The organism is Rhodovulum euryhalinum (assembly GCF_004342445.1).
Taxonomy (GTDB): domain Bacteria; phylum Pseudomonadota; class Alphaproteobacteria; order Rhodobacterales; family Rhodobacteraceae; genus Rhodovulum; species Rhodovulum euryhalinum.
On record NZ_SLWW01000010.1, the window covers coordinates 110,395 to 129,753 of the forward strand.

Genomic DNA, 19,359 nt, shown 5'->3' on the forward strand with positions numbered 1-19,359 from the left:
CGTCGATCCCACGGAGTCCACCGATGCCAAGGACCTTTCTCGTCGCCACCGATCTCAGCCCGCGCGCCGACCGCGCGGTGCAACGCGCCTTTCGGCTGGCGGGGTGGTGCGGTGCGGATCTGGTCCTGGTCTCGGTGATCGACGCGGATCTGCCCGCCGAGATCGCGGGCCAGATGACCGCCGCGGCCGAGTTGCGGCTTGCCCAGTTCGCCGCCTCGATCCCCCATTCGGGCGAGGTGCGCCATGATACCCGCGTGCTGAGCGGTGACCCCTGCGAGGCGATCCCGGCGCTTGCCGCCGAACTTGACGCGGGTCTCGTGATCCTGGGGCTGCACCGTCCGCGCGCCTTTCTGGATATCCTGCGCGAGACCACGATGGAACGGATCGTGCGTCATTCGCCGCGCCCGGTGCTGCTGGTGCGCGATCCCGTCGACCACGCCTATGCCAGTGTGCTGGCCGCAATCGACTTCGGGCCTGCCTCGACCGCGGCGCTGATGCTGGCGGCCGAGATCGCGCCCGAGGCCGATATCCACGGGGTGCATGCGCTGCACATCCCCTATCGCGGCTTCGTCACCCCCCAGGTGCGCGCGGGGGCGGCCGAACCCTTTCGCCTGGATGCCGAGGCCGCGCTGTCCGCCTGGCGCGACATCCACCCCCTGCCCGCGCGGCTGACGGACATCGAGATCGCCGAGGGGCCCGCGCACCGCGTGCTCGCCGACCGGATCGAGACGCTGTCCCCCGACCTGCTGGCCCTCGGCGCCCATGGTCGCGCGGGGGCGGCCCCCTCGCTGCTGGGCAGCCTCGCCAACGACCTGATGCGTGCGCCGCCCTGCGACCTGCTGATCGCACGGTAACGCGCGATTGCGCCGCCCCGCGCCCACCGCTATATCCGCGGCCATGCTGGACGCCCCCAAGAACCGCCCCGAGTTGCCGCCCGAGATCGCAAGGCGGCGCACCTTCGCCATCATCTCGCACCCCGATGCGGGCAAGACCACGCTGACCGAAAAGTTCCTGCTTTACGGCGGCGCGATCCAGATGGCCGGCCAGGTGCGCGCCAAGGGCGAGGCGCGGCGCACGCGGTCGGACTTCATGCAGATGGAGAAGGACCGGGGGATTTCCGTGTCGGCCTCGGCGATGTCGTTCGACTATGGCCAGTTCCGCTTCAACCTGGTCGATACCCCCGGCCACAGCGATTTCAGCGAGGATACCTATCGGACGCTGACCGCCGTGGATGCCGCGATCATGGTGATCGACGGCGCCAAGGGCGTGGAAAGCCAGACGCAGAAGCTGTTCGAGGTCTGCCGCCTGCGCGACCTGCCGATCCTGACCTTCTGCAACAAGATGGACCGCGAAAGCCGCGACACGTTCGAGATCATCGACGAGATCCAGGAGATGCTGGCGATCCACGTGACGCCCGCAAGCTGGCCGATCGGCGTGGGGCGCGACTTCCTCGGCTGCTACGACATGCTGAACGAGCGGCTGGAACTGATGGACCGCGCCGACCGCAACCGGGTGGCCGCCACGATCCGGATCGAGGGGCTGGACGATCCGAAACTGGCAGAACATGTCCCCGCCGAGTTGCGCGAGAAGCTGATCGAAGAGGTGGGCATGGCGCGCGAATTGCTGCCCGCGCTCGACCCAAGGGCGGTGCTGGACGGCCACATGACGCCGATCTGGTTCGGCTCCGCGATCAACTCCTTCGGGGTGAAGGAATTGATGGAGGGGATCGGCACCTATGCCCCCGAACCGCAGGTCCAGCATGCCGAGCCGCGCGAGATCGCGCCCGAGGAACCGACCGTGGCGGGCTTCGTCTTCAAGGTGCAGGCCAACATGGACCCCAAGCACCGCGACCGGGTGGCCTTCGTGCGGCTGGCCTCGGGCCATTTCCTGCGCGGCATGAAGCTGACCCATGTCCGGTCGAAGAAGCCGATCACGGTTTCGAGCCCGGTGCTGTTCCTGGCCGCCGACCGCGAACTGGCCGAAGAGGCCTGGGCGGGCGACATCATCGGCATCCCGAACCACGGCCAGTTGCGCATCGGCGACACGCTGACCGAAGGCGAGATGCTGAAGGTCACGGGTATCCCGTCCTTCGCGCCGGAACTTCTCAAGGTCTGCCGCGCGGGCGACCCGATGAAGGCCAAGCATCTGGACAAGGCCTTGATGCAGTTCGCGGAAGAAGGCGCCGCGAAGGTCTTCAAGCCGATGATGGGCTCGGGCTTCATCGTGGGCGTGGTGGGCGCGCTGCAATTCGAGGTTCTGGCCAGCCGGATCGAGCTGGAATACGGCCTGCCGGTGCGGTTCGAACCCAGCCAGTTCACCTCGGCCCGCTGGGTCCATGGCGACAAGGCGGCGGTCGAGGCCTTCACCCAGAAGAACAAGCAGCACATGGCCACAGACAACGATGGCGACGTGGTCTACATGACCCGGCTGCAATGGGATATCGACCGCGTGGCGCGCGACCATCCCGAACTGCGCCTCTCGGCGACCAAGGAAATGCAGGTCTGACGCGGAACGCGCTGCCGCCGGGATGCGGGTCCGATGCGCCCCCGCTTCGGGACAGCCACACCCTGACGATTGTCCTCCCCCGCCAGCCCGCGTGCCTCGGCACGCGGGCCCGGCCAGACGCCCCTTAGAGGCACGCCTCGTACAGCGCCCGGGTCGCCGCCGCGGTCAGTTCCACCGGGTTGCCCCCCGCGGTCGGATCCGTCAAGGCCGACGCCACCAGCACGTCGAGATCGGGATCACGGACCCCGAGCGCGGTCAGGCTTTCGGGGATGCCGAGGTCGGCGTTCAGCCCAACCACGAAATCCAGGAACCCGTCGAACCCGCCGTCGATGCCCAGATAAGCCGCGGCCCGCGCGATGCGGTTCTCGATGGCCGGTCGGTTGAAGCGCAGCACCGCGGGCATCACCACCGCGTTCGTCGTGCCGTGATGGGTGCCGTAATGCGCCCCGACCGGGTGGGACAGCGCATGGATCGCGCCCAGCCCCTTCTGGAAGGCGACCGCCCCCATCGCGGCGGCGGCCATCATCTGCGCGCGGGCCTCGATGTCGGTGCCGTCGCGATGGGCGCGCAGCAGGTTCTCCTTAACCAGCCGCATGCCTTCCAGCGCGATGCCCTGGCTCATCGGGTGGAAGAACGGCGAGCAATAGGCCTCAAGGCAATGGGCCAGCGCGTCCATGCCGGTGCCTGCGGTGATCGCGGGCGGCATGCCCACGGTCAGGTCCGGGTCGCAGATCGTGACGGCGGGCAGCATCTTGGGGTGGAAGATGATCTTCTTCTCATGCGTCTCGCTGTTCGTCAGCACGCCCGCGCGCCCGACCTCGGACCCCGTCCCGGCGGTCGTCGGCACCGCGACCACGGGCGCGATCCCCGCCGGATCGGCGCGCGTCCACCAGTCGCCGACATCCTCGAAATCCCAGACCGGCCGCGACTGCCCGGCCATGAAGGCCACGCATTTGCCGAGGTCCAGCCCCGAGCCGCCGCCGAAGGCGATCACCCCGTCATGGCCGCCCGCGCAGAAGACGGCGATGCCGGCCTCCATGTTGATCTCGGTCGGGTTGGGGTCGACGTCGGCGAACAGCGCGCGGCCCAGCCCCGCCTTGTCGAGAATATCGAGCGCCTGCGCCGTGATCGGCAGTTGCGCAAGGCCCCGGTCGGTCACCAGCAGCGGCTTGCGGATGCCCGCCGCGATGCAGGCCTCGGGCAGTTCGGCGATGCGCCCCGCCCCGAAGCGGATGGCCGTGGGGTAGGACCAGTTGGCGGTCAGGCTCATGTCTCAACTCTTTTTCAGGTGGTAGGATTTCGGACGGGTCAGCGCGTGGTAGCCCAGCACCGACAGCCCCGCGCCGCGGCCGGTGTTCTTGCAGCCGGTCCAGCAGAGCGCCGGATCGAGGTAGTCGCAGCGGTTCATGAACACCGTGCCGGTCTCGATCGCGTCGCCCACGCGGGCCGCGCGATCCGCGTCACGGGTCCAGAGCGAGGCGGTCAGGCCGAACTCGGAATCGTTCATCATCGCAATGGCTTCCGCGTCGTCCTTCACGGGCATGATACCGACCACCGGGCCAAAGCTCTCCTCGCGCATCACGCGCATGGAATGGTCCACGTCCACCAGGATCTGCGGCATCAGGTAGGCCCCGCCGTCGTTCGGGAACAGCGCCCGGTCGATCAGCGGCCGCGCGCCCGCGGCAATGGCCTCGTCGGTCTGGGCGCGGACCAGATCGGCGAACCGCACCTGCGCCATCGGCCCCATCGTCGTCTCGGGGTCGAGCGGGTTGCCGAGCCGGGCCTTGCTGACGATCTCGACGCATTTCTCGACGAAGGGCTCGTAGACCGAGGCGTGGACATAGATCCGCTCGATCCCGCAGCAGCACTGGCCCGAGTTGAACATCGCCCCGTCCATCAGCCCGTCGGCGGCAGCGTCCAGATCGGCGTCCTCCATGACATAGCCCGGATCCTTGCCGCCCAGTTCCAGCCCCAGCCCGGTGAAGGTGCCCGCCGCGGCGCGCTCGATCGCCTTGCCGCCGCCGACCGAGCCGGTGAAGTTGACGAACTGGAACGCGCCCGAGGCGATCAGCGCCGAGGTCGTGTCGTGGGACAGGAACACGTTCTGCGCCACGTCGTCGGGCACGCCCGCATCGCGCAGCGCGCAGATGATGCGTTCGCCCACCAGAGGCGTCTGGCTGGCGTGCTTCAGCATCACCGCATTGCCCGCGATCAGCGCGGGCGCGACGGTGTTGATCGCGGTCATGTAGGGGTAGTTCCAGGGCGCCACGACCAGCACCAGCCCATGCGGCACCCGCCGGATATAGCGGGAAAACGCCGCGCTGTCCTCGATGCGGATATCGGCCAGCGCGTCCGCCGCGATATCGGCCATGTAGTGGGCGCGTTCCTGGAACCCGCGGAACTCGCCGCCGTAGCGGACCGGGCGGCCCATCTGCCAGGCCAGTTCCGGCACGATCTCGTCATTCGCCTCGCCGATCAGCGCGACGGCGCGGCGCACGATCTCGGCGCGTTCGGCGATGGGCCGCGCGGCCCAGGCCGGTTGCGCGGCGCGGGCGCGGGCGACGGCGGCCCGCGCCTCATCCAGCGGCATCAGCGCACGCTCGGCATAGACTCTCCCGTCGACGGGAGAGATACATTTCAACGTCTCGGTCATGGGATCAGGCCCTCTCGAAACCGCGGGCGACTTCCCAGTCGGTCACGCGGCGGTCGTATTGCGTCTGCTCCCAGCGGGCGGCGTGGACATAGTGGTCCACCACCTCGTCGCCCAGAGCCGCGCGGAGCATGGCGGATTCGTCGGCGGCCGCAAGAGCATCCCGCAGCGTCCTGGGGATCTGGCGCACGCCCTCGGTGGTATAGGCGTCGCCCCGGAACTCGGGTTCCAGTTCCAGCCCCTCGTCGATGCCCGCCATCCCCGCCGCGATCTGGACGGCATAGGCGAGATAGGGGTTCAGATCCGCGCCGCCCACCCGGTTCTCGATCCGGATCGCCTTGCTTCCCTCGCCCACGAGGCGGTAACCGGCCGTGCGGTTGTCGCGCGACCAGACCGCCTTGGTCGGCGCGAAGGTGCCCGCGACGTAGCGCTTGTAGCTGTTGATGTTGGGGGCCAGGAACAGGGTGAAGTCACTGGCGTATTTGAGCAGCCCCGCCACGTAGGCGCGCATCGTGGCGGACATGCCGAACGGTTCGTCCGGGTCGAAGAACAGCGGCTGGCCATCCGCCGACCACAGCGACTGGTGCACGTGGCAGGACGAGCCCGCGGGGGCGTCGGCATATTTCGCCATGAAGGTCACCGCGTGGCCCTGCGCCAGCGCGATCTCCTTGACCGCGTGCTTGGTGATCGTGTGGATATCGGCGCTGTCCAGCGCGTCGGAATATTTCACGTTGATCTCGTGCTGCCCGGCCCAGGCCTCGCCCTTGGAGTTTTCCACAGGTATTCCAGCGCCATAGAGGTCGTCCCTTACGGCCCGCATCAACGCCTCCTCGCGGGCGGTGGTCAGGATGTGGTAATCCTCGTTGTAGGGGCTGGTCGGCGTCAGCGCACGGTAGCCGCTGTCATGGACCTGATCGAAGCTTTCGCGGAAGACGTAGAACTCCAGTTCGGACGCGGTCTTGGCGACCATGCCGCGTTCCGCCAGCCGGGCCAGTTGCGCCCTGAGGATCGACCGGGGCGCGACCGCGATCGGGTGGTGGCCGTGGTGGTCCAGCGTGTCGCAGATCACCAGCGCGGCACCGGGCGCCCAGGGGGCGAGGCGCAGCGTGGCCAGGTCGGGCTTCATCATGTAGTCGCCATAGCCCTGCGCCCAGCTTGCCGACTTGAAGCCCGGCACAGGCTCCATCTCCTGATCGACGGCCAGGAGGTAGTTGCAGGAATGGGTCTCGTGGCCCGCATCCAGGAAATGGCGGGCGTGAAAGCGTTTGCCCATCAGCCGGCCCTGCATGTCGATCTGGGCCAGGGTGACGGTGTCGATCTCGCCCGCATCCACCAGCTTGGTCAGGGCGTCGAGGGTCAGGGTGCCGGGCATTCGGGCCTCTGTCGGTTGCAAGATGGGAAAGCGGGCGCCCCGGGCGGGACGCCCTTGCGGTCAGGCCTTGGATCAGCCGTAGCGGTAAGGCCGGCCCGCCTTCTGCATGTCGGCATTGTACTGCTTGAAGATCTGGACCACCTTCGCCTTGGTCTCGGACTCGGCGGCGATCTCGTCCCAGAATTTCTGGGCGGCGGCCTCGACCTGGTCCCATTCGGCATCCGGGATCGAGGTCAGTTCCATCTTGGTGCCGTTGACCCGAAGCGCCGCCTCGCCGCCCCAGTACCACCATTGGCGGTAGTAGTGCGACTGTTCCATGCAGACCTTCAGCAGTTCCTGCAGCCGTTCCGGCACCTCGTTCCAGCGGTCCTGGTTGGCGAAGAAATGGCCGATCCAGGCGCCCGAGATGTTGTTGGTCAGGAAATAGTTGGTCACGTCGGCCCAGCCGACCGTGTAATCCTCGGTGATGCCCGACCAGGCGATGCCGTCAAGCTCGCCGGTCTGGACGGCCACCTCGATATCCTCCCAGGGCAGGGTCACGGGGACCACGCCGAACTGCGACAGGAACCGGCCTGCGGTGGGGAAGGTGAAGACGCGCTTGCCCTTGAGGTCAGCGAGGCTGCGGATCGGGTCCTTGGTGGCGAAATGGCAGGGATCCCAGGCGCCCGCGCTGATGTGCTTGACGCCGACCTTGGCGTATTCCTCGGCCCAGATCTCGTTCAGCCCGTACTGGTTGAACAGCACCGGCACGTCCAGCGAATAGCGGGACGCGAAGGGAAAATAGCCGCCGAACACGGTGACTTCGGTCGGCGAGGCCATGGAATCGTCGTCGGACTGCACTGCGTCGATGGTGCCCTGCTGCATCGCGCGGAACAGCTCGCCGGTCGGCACCAGCTGGTCGGCGTAGAACAGCTCGATCTGCATCTCGTCGCCGGCGATCTTGTTGAAGCTGTCGATGGCGGGCTTCACCACATGCTCGGCCAGCGCGGGGCCCGCATAGGTCTGCATCCGCCAGCGGATCGTCGACTGGGCATGAACGGCGGGCGCGGCCAGGCTGGCGGCGGCGCCGACACCGGCGGTGGTCAGGAACTTGCGTCTGGTGGTCATCTCTCTCTCCTTGTTGGCGGGGTCTCCCCCGGGCTTGGGCCCCTTGCCGGGGCTCTGGTTACAATCCGTAGACATAATGGGGCAGCCACAGCGCGATGCCGGGGAAGGCCATGACGGTGGCCAGCGCCAGAAGCATCACGCCGACGAAGGGCACGATGGAGGCATAGATGTCCGTTAGCCCGATCTCCTTGGGCGCCATCGCCTTCATCAGGAACAGGTTGTAGCCGAAGGGCGGCGTCATGTAGGCGATCTGGGTGGTGATGGTGTAAAGCACGCCATACCAGATCAGGTCGAACCCCAGCGCCTTGACCAGCGGCACGTAAAGCGGCGCCACGATCACCAGCATCGCGGTGTCGTCGAGAAACGTGCCCATGATCAGGAACGACAGCTGCATCAGGATCAGGATCGTCCAGGGCGACAGGTGCATCTGTTCGGTGAAGAGATTGTCGATGGCGCGCACCGCCCCCAGCCCGTCGAACACCGCGCCGAAGGCCATGGCGGCCAGGATGATCCACATGAACATGCAGGAAATCGCCAGCGTCTGGCGCACCGAGGTCTCGAACACCTCGCGCGTCATGCGGCCCTTGAGGATCGCGGCAGCCAGCGCGGTCAACGCCCCGATGGCCGAGCTTTCCACCAGCGAGGTCCAGCCGTTGATGAAGGGCACCATCATCGCCGCGAAGATGCCAACGGGCAGAAGCCCCGCGCGCAGCAGCCGCATCTTCTCGGCGAAGGCGATCTCCTCGCGCTCTTCGGGGCCCAGCGCGGGGCCGAGTGCCGGCGTGATCCGGCAGCGAATGTAGATATAGGCGATGAACATCGCGGCCATCATCAGGCCGGGCAGGATGCCCGCCAGCCACAACTGCCCCACCGGCTGGCGCGCGATCATGGCGTAAAGCACCAGCACCACCGAGGGCGGCACGAGGATGCCAAGGCTCGATCCCGCCTGGATCACGCCCGTCACCATCTTCTTGTCGTAGCCGCGTTTCAGCAACTCGGGCAGCGCGATGGTCGCCCCGATGGCCATGCCCGCGACCGACAGCCCGTTCATGGCCGAGATCAGCACCATCAGCCCGATCGTCCCGATGGCGAGCCCCCCCGGCACCGGCCCCATCCAGACATGGAACATCCGGTAAAGATCGTCCGCGATCCGGCTTTCGGACAGCACGTAGCCCATGAAGATGAACATCGGCAGCGTCAGCAGCGGATACCATTTCATCAGCTTCATCGCCGCCGAAAACGGGATCACCGACCCGCCCGTGCCCCACAGCGCCAGCGCCGCGATTCCGGCCACCGCCCCGATGGCGCCAAAGACCCGCTGGCCGGTGAACAGCATCAGCATCATGGACGCGAACATCAGAAGCGCGATCATCTCGTAGGACATCAGATCTCGATGTCCCTGATATGCGCGATGTCCTTGAAAAGCTCGGAAATCGCCTGCAACAGCATCAGGAGCAGCCCGGCGCACATGATCGACTTGATCGGCCAGAGCACGGGCCGCCAGGCGGTCGGGCTGCGTTCGTTGTATTGCAGGCTGTAAAGCAGGCTGTCGATCCCGCCATAAAGCAGCACGCCCAGAAAGAAGATCAGGAACAGCACGGTGAAACTGTCGACCCAGGCCCGTTCGGTCACCGACCAGCGGCCATAGAACAGGTCCATCCGCACGTTCGACCCCAGCTGGATCGAGTAGGGCCCGCCCATGATGTAATAGGCCACCATCGCGAACTGGGCCATTTCCAGCGTCCAGAGCGAGGGCAGGAAGAACGTCTTCGAGATCGAGGACCACAAGAGGATCCCCATCATCACGAAGATGCCGTACATCATCACCCGGCCGATGTGATAGTTCACGCCGTCGACGATGCGGACATAGCGGCGCATGAAGGCGGTCATGGCGCCGCCCCCTGCCCCAGCCCGGCCAGCGCCGCCGTCACCAGCCCGGCCAGCATGACGCCCATCCGGGCCTGCGCCGCGTCCCCGGCGATCAGGTCGTTGCGGATTTCCAGCATCACGTTCAGGCGCCCCTTCCCGACCCCGTGTTCCCTCAGTGTATGGGTCACCCCGTCCTGCGGTCCATAGGGTTCGTTCCGGGCCACCACATGGCCGGTCCGGAATGGCGCGGCCACCAGCATCGCATCGGCCAGGCGGGCGTCGGCATCGTGCAGGATGCCGATCTCGACCGCGCGCGGCACCCCGTGCCAGATGGGCGTGAAGCTGTGCACCGTGACCAGCGCCGCGCCGGGCCGGGCGGCCAGCACCGCCTCGAGCGCGTCGCGGAAGGGCGCGTAGTAGCGCCGGGCGCGGTCGGCGCGGTCGGCCCGGGTCAGGTCGCGGTTGCCGGGAATGGCAATTGTCTCGGTCAGGGGGGGCATCGCCCCGGGTGATCCGCCGGGCCGGTTGCAGTCATGCACCAGCCGCGAGACGGTCGCCGCGACCAGGGGCGCGTCCAGCGCCGCCGCCATCGCCCGCGCCACGCCCAGCGCGCCGGGATCCCAGGCCGCATGGCTGGCCTCGTCGCCCGGGGCCAGGCCAAGTCCCGCGAACGCCGCCGGAATGGCGTTCGAGGCATGTTCGCAGACCAGCACCACGGCCCCCTGCCCCGCGGCATTCACGATCTCCGGCCCTTCGCCCACGCTGTCGGTCATGGTGACTCCCCGTTCGCCTGAACAGGTTTCTTCACCACCCCCACGGCTGTCAATTCCTTTCCTGAAACTTTCTCTTCAGAGGCGAGCGGCCTGACGCTATATTGTGCAGATGGAGACCCGCCCCATGCACGATCCGCAGCAGACCATCGCCGACCGGCTGCACGCCCGGCTTGACCAGTTGACCCGAGCCGAGCGGCAGCTTGCGGATTCGATCCTGGAGGCCTACCCGGTTTCGGGGCTCGGCTCGATCACCCAGGTCGCGCAGGCTGCCGAGGTCTCGACGCCCACGGTCGCGCGCATGGTCCAGAAGCTGGGGTTCAAGGGCTATGCCGAGTTCCAGGCCGCGCTCCGCGCCGAGCTCGAGGCCAAGATCTCGGGCCCCGTCGCCCGGCGCGAGACCTGGGCCGAAGGTGCGCCCGGCGCGCATATCCTGAACCGCTTCACCGAAGCCGTGATCGGCAATATCCGCCACAGCCTCGGCCAGATCGACCCCGCCCAGTTCGACGCGGTCTGCGACCTGATCGCCGACCCGACCCGCCGCGTCCATGTCGCGGGCGGGCGGATCACCCGGACGTTGGCGGAATACCTCGCGCTGCATCTCCAGATGGTCCGCCCCGGCGTCGTCCCCTTCCAGGGGGAACAGAACGCCTGGGCCCATCCGCTGCTGGACCTCGCGCCGGGCGACGTGCTGGTGGTCTTCGACGTCCGCCGCTACGAGAACGCGACGCTGCGGCTGGCCGAGATCGCCGCCGAGCGGGGCGCCGAGATCGTGCTGTTCACCGACCAGTGGCGCTCGCCGGTGCACCGGCTGGCGCGCGCGGTGCTGGTCAGCCGGACCGTGGTGCCGTCCGCCTGGGATTCCTCGGTCACGACGCTTCTGCTGGTGGAAACCGTGATCGCGGCGGTGCAGGAGCGGCGCTGGCCCGACACCCGCGCCCGGATGGAGGCGCTGGACGAGATGTTCAACCGCACGGGCTTCTTCCGCAAGTTCACCTGAAGGGGCTTCAGCCGCGGAACCCGGTCGCCACCACGAACTTCTCGGAACTGTCCGACCGGCTGGCCGGCGGCTTGACGTTGGCGACCTTGTCGAAGCGCTGCTTGAGGATCGTCTGCAACGCGCCCTCGGCCCCGCCCGCAAGAACCTTGGCGACGAAGGTGCCGCCCACCTCCAGCACGTCGAAGGCCAGTTCGGCGGCCGCCTCGCACAGCGCCACGATCCGCAGGTGATCGGTCTGCTTGTGGCCGGAACTCGCCGCGGCCATGTCGCTCATCACCACGTCGGCCTTGCCGCCGAGCCAGTCCTTGACCTTGTCGTCGGCACCATCATCGAGGAAATCGAGCTGGTGGATCTCGGCGCCCGGAACCGGCTCGACCTCCTGCAGGTCGACCCCCAGCACGCGGCCCACCGCCTTGCCCTTCTTCTCGCCGAGCGCGTTCACCCGCGCGACCGCAACCTGGCACCAGCCCCCCGGCGCACAGCCCAGGTCCACCACCCGGGCCCCCGGCACGAGAAACCGGAAACGGTCGTCCAGTTCGAGGATCTTGAACGCCGCGCGGCCCCTGTAACCTTCGGCCTTCGCGCGCTTGACATAAGGGTCGTTCAACTGCCGTTCGAGCCACAGCGTCGAGGACAGCCGCCGCCCCTTGGCCGACTTCACCCGCACCTTCAGGTCGCGCTGCCCGCGCCCGCTCGATCCCCGTTTCTCCGTCATGCCCGCCGCCCGCGCGCCCCCTGTCTTCTTCCTGGTTCAAATACTCAATTCCGCCAACGGCCGCCCGCCGTCCCGGCCGGGGGACCCGCCTCAGAACGGGCCGTCCTCCAGCACGCCATCGGCCGACATCTGCGCGTAGAGCAGCCCCTCGCGCAAGCCCCGGTCGGCCACCGACAGCCGGTCGGTCGGCCAGAGCCGCATCAGCGCCTGCAGGATCGCCGCCCCCGACATGATCAGCGCATGCCGGTCGCGCCCGATCCGCGGATCGTTCCGCCGCCCCTCGGGGCCGAGATACAGGTAGGTCCGGATCACCTGGTCGATCTGCGTCGAGGTCATGCGCAGCCCATCCACCTTGGTCCGGTCATAGCGCTTGAGACCCAGATGGCTGGCCGCCACCGTCGTCACCGTTCCACTCGTGCCGATGATCTGGAACCCCTCCTTCGCCTGCTGGGCCGCATAGGGCGAAAAATCGGCCAGGTTCTCCTCGAAGAACCAGCTCATCAGCGCGAACCGGGCGTGGTCGTCCTCGACATCGTCGAACTGTTCCTTCAGCGTTGCCACCCCCAGAGGCACCGAGATCCAGTCGACCACGCGCGCCGCCGGAAACGGGTTGTCGGGGGCGTGGAACCCGCCATGCAGCCGCATGATCGCCCGCGGCCGGTCGTGGCGCGGCACCGCCGAAAGGTCGATCCACACCAGTTCCGTCGACCCGCCGCCGATATCGACCACCAGCAACTGCTCGGTCCGCGTCGAAACCAGCGGCGCGCAGGAGACGACGGCCAGCCGCGCCTCTTCCTCGGGCTCGATGATTTCCAGGTCGAGCCCGGTCTCGCGGCGGACGAAACCGATGAATTCGCGCGCATTGCTGGCCCGCCGGCAGGCCTCGGTCGCGACCAGCCGCATCCGTGCGACCTGGTGCTTTTCCAGCTTGCCCTTGCAGATCCGCAGCGCCTGCACCGTGCGCGCCATCGACGCCCGGCCCAGGCGGCCCGACGCTTCCAGGCCGGTGCCAAGCTGCACCGACTTCGAAAAGCTGTCGACCACATGGAACTGGCTGCCCTTGGGCTGGGCAATCAGCATGCGGCAACTGTTGGTGCCGAGATCGAGCGCCGCATACAGCGAGGCCGGATCCGGCGGAGCAGGCGCGGGGGTCGCCACCGCCTTGGGGAACGCGCCCGCACCTTTGGGACGCCTGGGCGCCATAGGATCGCCCTCCAGATCGAGTTATCCCCAAGCTATCCCGCCCGGACCGTTCATGCAACGCGGATCAGCGGCGGTTACGCCCGGTCAGTCCCAGAAGCCCGAGCGCCGCCAGCAGGAACGGCAGGCTGGTGGGCAGCGGCACCACGGCGGGGCCCGCCGCATCCGGCAGGCCGCCCCCGACCGGGGGCGCCGCCGGCGGACTGGCGACCGGCACGAAGACGGGGCCGCCGCCCGTACCGGGTTGCGGGCCGACCGGCGGCAGGAACGGCGCTTGCGGCCCCCCCCCGCCGCCAGTGCCACGCGGACCAGCCACCAGAACGGGACCCACCCCGAAGATCGGCCCGCCGAGCGTCAGCGGCACGATGTCGGAAAGCGGCAAAAGGGCGGTCTTCGCGGGCGCGGCCGGGCCGGGCAGAGGCACGTCTTCGGACCCGGCCGCGGGCCAGGGCGCCAGCCTGCATTGCCCGGGCTCCGCCTCGCAGATCCCGCGCGCGGAAGGCAGGCACTGGCCCCCCTCGGGCCGCGGGCACAGGCCCAGCCCCCAGACGCCAAAGGTCTCGCGGTAGAGCGCGCCTGCCACGGGGAACGCGGCCGCCCCCGGCCAGCGCCCGGTCGCCCCCGTAGCCGCCGGATCGTCGCCCGGCCAACCGGTCGAGAGCGTCGCGCCCGCCGTCAGCACCAGCAGCGCCGCCGCGGTCGCGGCCGTTATCGTCTTTGCACGCATCTTTCCACCCCCAGATGGCCGGCCCGGCATCCCCCTGATGCCGGGCCGGCCTGACAGTCGGCCGTGCCCCCACGATCCAGCCTGCGCGTCAGGACCCCCAAGCCCGCCGCGCCGTCACGGGTTTGCCGCAAATGCCTTGAAACCGCCAAGATTTCCCGGGAACAAGGTTACTCCGGCCCCGGATACGCAACCATTCCCCGCGGCACGCATGATCGTTTCCGATCGGGCCGTTCTCGTGACGCCGCATCGGTGCCCCGCCCGCGACTCGTGCCAAAGGGCGCTGGCGCCGTGCGGCTTGCCCGGGGCCGAGGTCGCAAGCCGGACCCATCATGTCGAAAACCGCCGCCGCCGCGACAATCTGCCGGATTACAAGCGGGTGTCGGAAGAAGGGGGAATCGGATGCCAGAAGTCACGATCGTCTACTGGCGCGACATCCCCGCACAGGTGATCGTGGGCAAGGGCCGGGCGGCTGAAAAGCGGGTGCTGCCCGAACGTTTCGAACAGGCCATCGACCGCTGCGCGATGAAGGTCGGCGCCCGCGACAGCGACGCCTATCTGGCCGAGTGGCGCCGCGCGGCGCCGGTCACGCGCGAGGGCGACCCTGCTGTGCTGGCCGGGGCCGAGGCGGCACGGCTGGACGCCGAATACGACGCCGCACGGCTTGCGGCATTGATCGACGCGTCTGGATGGGACCCGGCGTGAACAGGCTTTTGGAGACGGCGATGGGCCTTTTGAGCTTCAGGAAACGCGACGTGTCCGCCCCCGCGGCCGGCACACTGGCCGAGTTCGCGCGCGGCTATTCAATCGAGGTAATGCCACGGACGCTGGCGGGCGTCGAGGAGTTCCGCCACCTGCTGCCCCGGGGCACCCGGGTCTACATCGCGCATCTGGACGGCACCGAGATCGCCGACATGATCGGCGCGGCCGCACGGCTGCGGGCCTGGGGGTTCGAGCCGATGCCGCACATCCCCGCCCGCTCGATCCCCGAGCGCGCCACCCTGGCCGACTGGCTGGCGCGCTATCGCGGCGAGGCCGGCGTGCGCGAGGCGCTGGTGCTGGCGGGCGGCCGGTCAAGCCCGGCGGGCGATTTCCACTGCTCGATGCAACTTCTCGAAACCGGGCTCTTCGACCGCCAAGGTTTTGACCGGCTGCATGTCGCAGGCCACCCCGAGGGCTCGCGCGACATCGACCCGGACGGATCCGACCGCATGGTGATGGAGGCGCTGCGCTGGAAACAGGCCTTCGCCGCACGCACCGATGCCGACATGGCCATCGTCACGCAATTCGCCTTCGAGGCCGCGCCGGTCATCGCATGGGCCGACCGGCTGCGGGCCGCGGAGATCGCCCTGCCGATCCATGTCGGCGTCGCAGGCCCCGCAAAGCTTCAGACGCTGGTGAAGTTCGCGATCGCCTGTGGCGTCGGCCCCTCGCTGAAGGTGCTGCAACGCCGCGCCCGCGACGTGTCCAAGCTGGTGCTGCCCTTCACGCCCGACGCGTTCCTCACCGAACTTGCCACCGCCGCCGCCCGGCGCCCCGACGATTTCCCGATCGCGGGCGTGCATTTCTTCCCGCTGGGCGGGATCCGGACCAACGCCGCCTGGCTTGCCGAGCGCGGCCTCGCCCCTGCCCAGGAAAGCTGAGGAATCCCATGACCCGCACCGTCATCGAGTCGAAATCCCGAACCGTCGTCATCGGCTTTGACGAGCCGTTCTGCGTGATCGGCGAACGCATCAACCCCACCGGCCGCAAGAAACTGGCCGCGGAACTGGAGGCGGGCGACTTCTCGACCGTCGAGCGGGACGCGCTGGAACAGGTCGCCTGCGGGGCGATGGTGCTCGATGTCAACGCGGGCGTCGTCTACAACTCGAACCCCAACCCCAACGAGACCGAGCCGCCCCTGATGAAGGCGATGATCGAGCTGGTGCAGGGGCTGGTCGACGTGCCGCTCTGCATCGACAGCTCGGTTCCCGCCGCACTTGAGGCCGGCCTTGCGGCGGCCGAGGGGCGGCCCTTGCTCAACTCCGTCACCGGCGAGGAAGAGCGGCTGGAGCGCGTGCTGCCGCTGGTCAGGAAATACAACGTCCCCGTGGTGGCGATCTCGAACGACGACACCGGCATCTCCGAGGATCCGGACGTGCGTTTCGCGGTGGCGAAAAAGATCGTGGAGCGCGCCGCCGATTACGGCATCCCCGCCCATGACATCGTGGTCGATCCGCTGGTGATGCCGGTCGGCGCCATGGCGAGTGCCGGCCAGCAGGTGTTCGCGCTGGTCCGCCGGCTGCGCGACGAACTGGGCGTGAACACCACCTGCGGCGCGTCCAACATCTCGTTCGGGCTGCCGCACCGGCACGGGATCAACGCGGCCTTCCTGCCGATGGCGATCGGCGCGGGGATGACGTCCGCGATCATGAACCCGATCCGCCCCGTCGAGATGGAGGCGGTGCGCGCGGCGAACTTCCTGATGAACCACGATGCGAACGGCAGTGCCTGGATCGCGTTCTCGCGCGTGCTCGACCAGGTGGCCGAGGGCACGCCCTTTGCCGAGGCCTCGCGCGCCGCGGCCGAGGCGGGCGCAGGTCGCGGCGGACGGCGTCGGCGGCGCGGATGAAACCGATCCTTTGCCCTGTTAATTCCCTGTTTTCCATAGAGGGTTTATCAGGGGCCGTCGGCGGCCCGAAGAACGGCAAAGCCGCGCAAAGGAGTGATAGAATGACCTTGAGCAAGCGGCTTGTCCTCGGCGGACTGCTTGGCGTCCTTGTCGCGGGCTGTTCCGGGACCTGGGCCACCGATTACAGCGATGCCATCGCGCCCGCGACCTCGCGCAACTGGCGCGTCGTCGCGCTCGATATCGTTGTGCCCGGAACGCTGACCGTCTCGGAAGAGGACGTCTACCGGCCGAACGCCGACATCGTCTGGCGTGACGACCCGCCCGGCGACCGCCACGCGCAGGTAAAGGCCATCGTCGAGACGGCGGCGCGGCGCGGCACCGCGGGCTTGCGCGGCAGCCGGCCGGTCCGCCTGTCGGTCACCATGGCCGAGTTCCATGCGTTGTCGGACATCTCGCGGCTGCGGCTTTCGCATGCGGGGGTGCACAACATCAAGTTCACCGCACAGGTCAGCGATGCGCGCACCGGCGCGGTTCTGGCCGGGCCGGAGGAGATCCGCGCCGACCTGCCCGCCTATACCGGCATGGATGCCATCCGGGCCGAGCGGCGGGGCGAGACCCAGAAGAAGCGGATCACCGACCACCTGGCGCGGGTCTTCGCGGGCTGGCTGGGCGCGGGGCCGGACGACGTGCGCGGCGCGTTCCAGCGGCTTGGCCGCTAGCCGCGCAGACGGAGGGGGCATGGCGCAAGGCGAGGCACTGGTCATTTTCACGCCGTCGGGCAAGCGCGGCCTTGTTCCGGTGGGAACGCCGGTGCTGGACGCGGCGCGCCGCCTCGGCGTCGATCTCGACAGCGTGTGCGGCGGGCGGGGCATCTGCTCGAAATGCCAGTGCACGCCCGCCTATGGCAGCTTTCCCAAACACGGGGTCACGGTGGCCGAAGGCGCGCTGTCACCGATGAACGCGGTCGAGCGGCGCTATGACGAAAAGCGCGGACTGAAACCGGGCCGGCGGCTGGGGTGTCAGGCACAGATCCTCGCCGACGTGGTGATCGACGTGCCGCCCGAAAGCCAGCTTCACCGGCAGGTGGTGCGCAAGGCCGCCGAGGCGCGCGCGGTGGAAATGGATCCCGCGACGCGGCTGGTCATGGTCGAGGTGGCCGAACCCGACATGCACGCTCCTTCGGGCGATCTGGAACGGCTGAACGCCGCGCTTGGCGCGCAATGGGACGTGGCGCCCGCAACCGCGCCGCTGGCGGTGCTGGCCGGGTTGCAACAGGCGCTGCGCAAGGGCGGCTGGCAGGTGACGGTGGCGCTGCACCAGGGCCACAGCGATGCCGCGCCGTGCCTTGTCGATGTCTGGCCCGGCTTCTTCGAGGGGCCGCTTTTCGGGCTGGCGATCGACCTTGGTTCGACCACCATCGCCGCGCACCTGACGGACCTGACCACCGGCGAGGTGCGCGCCTCGGCGGGGGTGATGAACCCGCAGATCCGCTTTGGCGAGGACCTGATGAGCCGGGTCTCCTATGCGATGATGAACCCGGGCGGAGCGGCCGACATGACCGCCGCGGTGCGCGCCGCGCTGAACGATCTGGCACACGGCCTCGCCGCCGAGGCCGGGGTGGAGCCGCGCGCCATCGTCGAGGCGGTTCTGGTCTGTAACCCGGTGATGCACCACCTCGCGCTCGGGATCGACCCGGTGGAACTGGGCCAGGCGCCCTTTGCGCTGGCGACCTCGGACGCGGTCGAGATCGCGGCGGCCGATCTGGGACTTGTCTCGATCAACCCTGCCGCCCGGGCCTATGTGCTGCCGATGATCGCGGGCCATGTCGGCGCGGATGCCGCCGCGGTGGCACTATCCGAGGCGCCCGAGCAATCCGACGACCTGGTGCTGATCGTCGATGTCGGCACCAATGCAGAGATCATCCTGGGCAACCGCGCCCGCGTGCTGGCCTGTTCCTCGCCCACCGGGCCCGCCTTCGAGGGGGCGCAGATCAGCGCGGGCCAGCGCGCCGCGCCCGGCGCGATCGAGCGGGTGCGGATCGACCCAGCGACGAAGGAGCCCCGCTTCCGGGTGATCGGCTGCGATCTGTGGTCCGACGAGCCGGGCTTTGCCGAGGCGGTGGGCGCGGGCGGGGTCACCGGCATCTGCGGCTCGGGCATCATCGAGGCGGTGGCCGAGATGCGGATGGCGGGGCTGATCGATGCCTCGGGGCTGGTCGGGTCGGCCGCGGCGACGGGCAGCGCGCGCGTGGTCCCCGAGGGGCGGACCCATTCCTACGTGCTGCATGATGCGCGCGCCTCGGGCGGGCCGCTGATCGCGGTCACGCAGGGCGATATCCGCGCGATCCAGCTGGCAAAATCGGCGCTTTACGCGGGCGCGCGGCTGTTGATGGACCGGATCGGGGTGGACCGGGTCGACCGGGTGGTGCTGGCCGGCGCGTTCGGCGCGCATGTCAGCCCCCTGCACGCGATGGTGCTGGGGATGATCCCCGACGTACCGCTGGACCACGTGCGCTCGGCGGGGAACGCGGCCGGGACGGGGGCGCGAATCGCGCTCTGTTCGCGGGCGGCACGGCGGCTGATCGAGATGAACGTGCGCCGGATCGAGAAGGTCGAGACCGCGATCGAGCCCCGGTTCCAGGAGCATTTCGTGGCGGCGAACGCCCTGCCCCATGCGGTCGATCCGTTCGCGGAACTCGCCAGGGTCGCACCGCTGCCCGTGGTCGATTTCGGGGCGGGGGCTGCCGATGGCACGCGGCGGCGCCGGCGGCGGAGCTGACGGGGACGGCTTGCCCCGCCCCGGCCTGACGACGACGGCGATTTAAGCCCGAACCGGG

General features: G+C 68.8%; 18 protein-coding genes. 8 read left to right on the forward strand and 10 right to left on the reverse strand.

The window, feature by feature from the left end:
• Nucleotides 1–23: 23 nt before the first annotated feature.
• Both EV655_RS13240 and EV655_RS13245 read left to right on the forward strand, forming a co-directional pair.
• Nucleotides 24–854 carry a universal stress protein gene (locus EV655_RS13240; protein ID WP_165905348.1) on the forward strand — a complete coding sequence of 277 codons (831 nt, stop codon included), beginning with the start codon at nucleotides 24–26 and terminating at the stop codon, nucleotides 852–854.
• Between the two features lie 43 nt (nucleotides 855–897).
• Nucleotides 898–2,505 (forward strand): peptide chain release factor 3, encoded by a 1,608-nt coding sequence (locus EV655_RS13245; protein ID WP_132545623.1) that lies wholly within the window; start codon nucleotides 898–900, stop codon nucleotides 2,503–2,505.
• Between the two features lie 124 nt (nucleotides 2,506–2,629).
• Here the strand turns inward: EV655_RS13245 and EV655_RS13250 are convergent, their stop codons facing one another.
• From EV655_RS13250 to EV655_RS13280, 7 genes are all read right to left on the reverse strand, one after another.
• Nucleotides 2,630–3,775 carry an iron-containing alcohol dehydrogenase gene (locus EV655_RS13250; protein WP_132545625.1) on the reverse strand — a complete coding sequence of 382 codons (1,146 nt, stop codon included), beginning with the start codon at nucleotides 3,773–3,775 and terminating at the stop codon, nucleotides 2,630–2,632.
• 3 nt (nucleotides 3,776–3,778) lie between these two features.
• Complete coding sequence (locus tag EV655_RS13255; protein WP_132545626.1) at nucleotides 3,779–5,158, reverse strand: aldehyde dehydrogenase family protein; 1,380 nt, start codon at nucleotides 5,156–5,158, stop codon at nucleotides 3,779–3,781.
• Nucleotides 5,159–5,162: 4 nt separating this feature from the next.
• On the reverse strand, nucleotides 5,163–6,527 hold the full coding sequence (locus tag EV655_RS13260) for a glutamine synthetase family protein (RefSeq protein WP_132545628.1): 1,365 nt from the start codon (nucleotides 6,525–6,527) through the stop codon (nucleotides 5,163–5,165).
• 72 nt (nucleotides 6,528–6,599) lie between these two features.
• On the reverse strand, nucleotides 6,600–7,634 hold the full coding sequence (locus EV655_RS13265; protein WP_132545630.1) for a TRAP transporter substrate-binding protein: 1,035 nt from the start codon (nucleotides 7,632–7,634) through the stop codon (nucleotides 6,600–6,602).
• Nucleotides 7,635–7,692: 58 nt separating this feature from the next.
• Nucleotides 7,693–9,018 (reverse strand): TRAP transporter large permease, encoded by a 1,326-nt coding sequence (locus EV655_RS13270; RefSeq protein ID WP_132545632.1) that lies wholly within the window; start codon nucleotides 9,016–9,018, stop codon nucleotides 7,693–7,695.
• A complete protein-coding gene (locus EV655_RS13275) occupies nucleotides 9,018–9,524 on the reverse strand; it encodes a TRAP transporter small permease subunit (protein ID WP_132545634.1) in 507 nt (168 codons plus the stop codon). Before EV655_RS13275 ends, EV655_RS13270 begins: the two co-directional genes overlap by 1 nt.
• A complete protein-coding gene (locus EV655_RS13280; RefSeq protein WP_132545636.1) occupies nucleotides 9,521–10,276 on the reverse strand; it encodes an N-formylglutamate amidohydrolase in 756 nt (251 codons plus the stop codon). The genes EV655_RS13275 and EV655_RS13280 overlap by 4 nt, the downstream gene beginning before the upstream one ends.
• 124 nt (nucleotides 10,277–10,400) lie before the next feature.
• Between EV655_RS13280 and EV655_RS13285 the strand changes: the two genes are divergently transcribed.
• Nucleotides 10,401–11,273 carry a MurR/RpiR family transcriptional regulator gene (locus EV655_RS13285; protein WP_132545678.1) on the forward strand — a complete coding sequence of 291 codons (873 nt, stop codon included), beginning with the start codon at nucleotides 10,401–10,403 and terminating at the stop codon, nucleotides 11,271–11,273.
• A 7-nt stretch (nucleotides 11,274–11,280) separates the two neighbouring features.
• Here the strand turns inward: EV655_RS13285 and EV655_RS13290 are convergent, their stop codons facing one another.
• From EV655_RS13290 to EV655_RS13300, 3 genes are all read right to left on the reverse strand, one after another.
• Nucleotides 11,281–11,988 (reverse strand): RlmE family RNA methyltransferase, encoded by a 708-nt coding sequence (locus EV655_RS13290; protein WP_132545638.1) that lies wholly within the window; start codon nucleotides 11,986–11,988, stop codon nucleotides 11,281–11,283.
• Between the two features lie 90 nt (nucleotides 11,989–12,078).
• Nucleotides 12,079–13,191 carry a Ppx/GppA phosphatase family protein gene (locus EV655_RS13295; protein ID WP_132545640.1) on the reverse strand — a complete coding sequence of 371 codons (1,113 nt, stop codon included), beginning with the start codon at nucleotides 13,189–13,191 and terminating at the stop codon, nucleotides 12,079–12,081.
• A 64-nt stretch (nucleotides 13,192–13,255) separates the two neighbouring features.
• The gene (locus tag EV655_RS13300; RefSeq protein WP_132545642.1) at nucleotides 13,256–13,915 is read right to left on the reverse strand and encodes a PEP-CTERM sorting domain-containing protein; all 660 of its coding nucleotides are present in this window, start codon (nucleotides 13,913–13,915) and stop codon (nucleotides 13,256–13,258) included.
• Between the two features lie 399 nt (nucleotides 13,916–14,314).
• On the opposite strand from EV655_RS13300, the gene EV655_RS13305 reads away from it, so the two are divergent.
• From EV655_RS13305 to EV655_RS13325, 5 genes are all read left to right on the forward strand, one after another.
• Nucleotides 14,315–14,617 carry a virulence factor gene (locus tag EV655_RS13305; protein WP_132545644.1) on the forward strand — a complete coding sequence of 101 codons (303 nt, stop codon included), beginning with the start codon at nucleotides 14,315–14,317 and terminating at the stop codon, nucleotides 14,615–14,617.
• 20 nt (nucleotides 14,618–14,637) lie between these two features.
• Nucleotides 14,638–15,555 carry a methylenetetrahydrofolate reductase gene (locus tag EV655_RS13310; RefSeq protein ID WP_132545680.1) on the forward strand — a complete coding sequence of 306 codons (918 nt, stop codon included), beginning with the start codon at nucleotides 14,638–14,640 and terminating at the stop codon, nucleotides 15,553–15,555.
• Nucleotides 15,556–15,563: 8 nt separating this feature from the next.
• A complete protein-coding gene (locus EV655_RS13315; protein ID WP_132545646.1) occupies nucleotides 15,564–16,523 on the forward strand; it encodes a methyltetrahydrofolate cobalamin methyltransferase in 960 nt (319 codons plus the stop codon).
• A 101-nt stretch (nucleotides 16,524–16,624) separates the two neighbouring features.
• Entirely contained in the window at nucleotides 16,625–17,242 is a 618-nt protein-coding gene (locus tag EV655_RS13320; protein WP_132545648.1) for a DUF6778 family protein, read from the forward strand.
• Between the two features lie 19 nt (nucleotides 17,243–17,261).
• Nucleotides 17,262–19,301: an ASKHA domain-containing protein gene (locus EV655_RS13325; protein WP_132545650.1), complete on the forward strand. Its 2,040-nt coding sequence runs from the start codon at nucleotides 17,262–17,264 to the stop codon at nucleotides 19,299–19,301.
• The last annotated feature ends 58 nt before the right edge of the window (nucleotides 19,302–19,359 follow it).

Bases quoted from the DNA above. Each gene is read 5' to 3' on its own strand.
- EV655_RS13250 (WP_132545625.1), bottom strand. From the start codon at position 3,775: ATGAGCCTGACCGCCAACTGGTCCTACCCCACGGCCATCCGCTTCGGG.
- EV655_RS13325 (WP_132545650.1), top strand. From the start codon at position 17,262: ATGGCGCAAGGCGAGGCACTGGTCATTTTCACGCCGTCGGGCAAGCGC.
- EV655_RS13270 (WP_132545632.1), bottom strand. From the start codon at position 9,018: ATGTCCTACGAGATGATCGCGCTTCTGATGTTCGCGTCCATGATGCTG.
- EV655_RS13275 (WP_132545634.1), bottom strand. From the start codon at position 9,524: ATGACCGCCTTCATGCGCCGCTATGTCCGCATCGTCGACGGCGTGAAC.
- EV655_RS13310 (WP_132545680.1), top strand. From the start codon at position 14,638: ATGGGCCTTTTGAGCTTCAGGAAACGCGACGTGTCCGCCCCCGCGGCC.
- EV655_RS13320 (WP_132545648.1), top strand. From the start codon at position 16,625: ATGACCTTGAGCAAGCGGCTTGTCCTCGGCGGACTGCTTGGCGTCCTT.
- EV655_RS13240 (WP_165905348.1), top strand. From the start codon at position 24: ATGCCAAGGACCTTTCTCGTCGCCACCGATCTCAGCCCGCGCGCCGAC.
- EV655_RS13245 (WP_132545623.1), top strand. From the start codon at position 898: ATGCTGGACGCCCCCAAGAACCGCCCCGAGTTGCCGCCCGAGATCGCA.
- EV655_RS13255 (WP_132545626.1), bottom strand. From the start codon at position 5,158: ATGACCGAGACGTTGAAATGTATCTCTCCCGTCGACGGGAGAGTCTAT.
- EV655_RS13290 (WP_132545638.1), bottom strand. From the start codon at position 11,988: ATGACGGAGAAACGGGGATCGAGCGGGCGCGGGCAGCGCGACCTGAAG.
- EV655_RS13295 (WP_132545640.1), bottom strand. From the start codon at position 13,191: ATGGCGCCCAGGCGTCCCAAAGGTGCGGGCGCGTTCCCCAAGGCGGTG.
- EV655_RS13305 (WP_132545644.1), top strand. From the start codon at position 14,315: ATGCCAGAAGTCACGATCGTCTACTGGCGCGACATCCCCGCACAGGTG.
- EV655_RS13315 (WP_132545646.1), top strand. From the start codon at position 15,564: ATGACCCGCACCGTCATCGAGTCGAAATCCCGAACCGTCGTCATCGGC.
- EV655_RS13265 (WP_132545630.1), bottom strand. From the start codon at position 7,634: ATGACCACCAGACGCAAGTTCCTGACCACCGCCGGTGTCGGCGCCGCC.
- EV655_RS13260 (WP_132545628.1), bottom strand. From the start codon at position 6,527: ATGCCCGGCACCCTGACCCTCGACGCCCTGACCAAGCTGGTGGATGCG.
- EV655_RS13285 (WP_132545678.1), top strand. From the start codon at position 10,401: ATGCACGATCCGCAGCAGACCATCGCCGACCGGCTGCACGCCCGGCTT.
- EV655_RS13280 (WP_132545636.1), bottom strand. From the start codon at position 10,276: ATGACCGACAGCGTGGGCGAAGGGCCGGAGATCGTGAATGCCGCGGGG.
- EV655_RS13300 (WP_132545642.1), bottom strand. From the start codon at position 13,915: ATGCGTGCAAAGACGATAACGGCCGCGACCGCGGCGGCGCTGCTGGTG.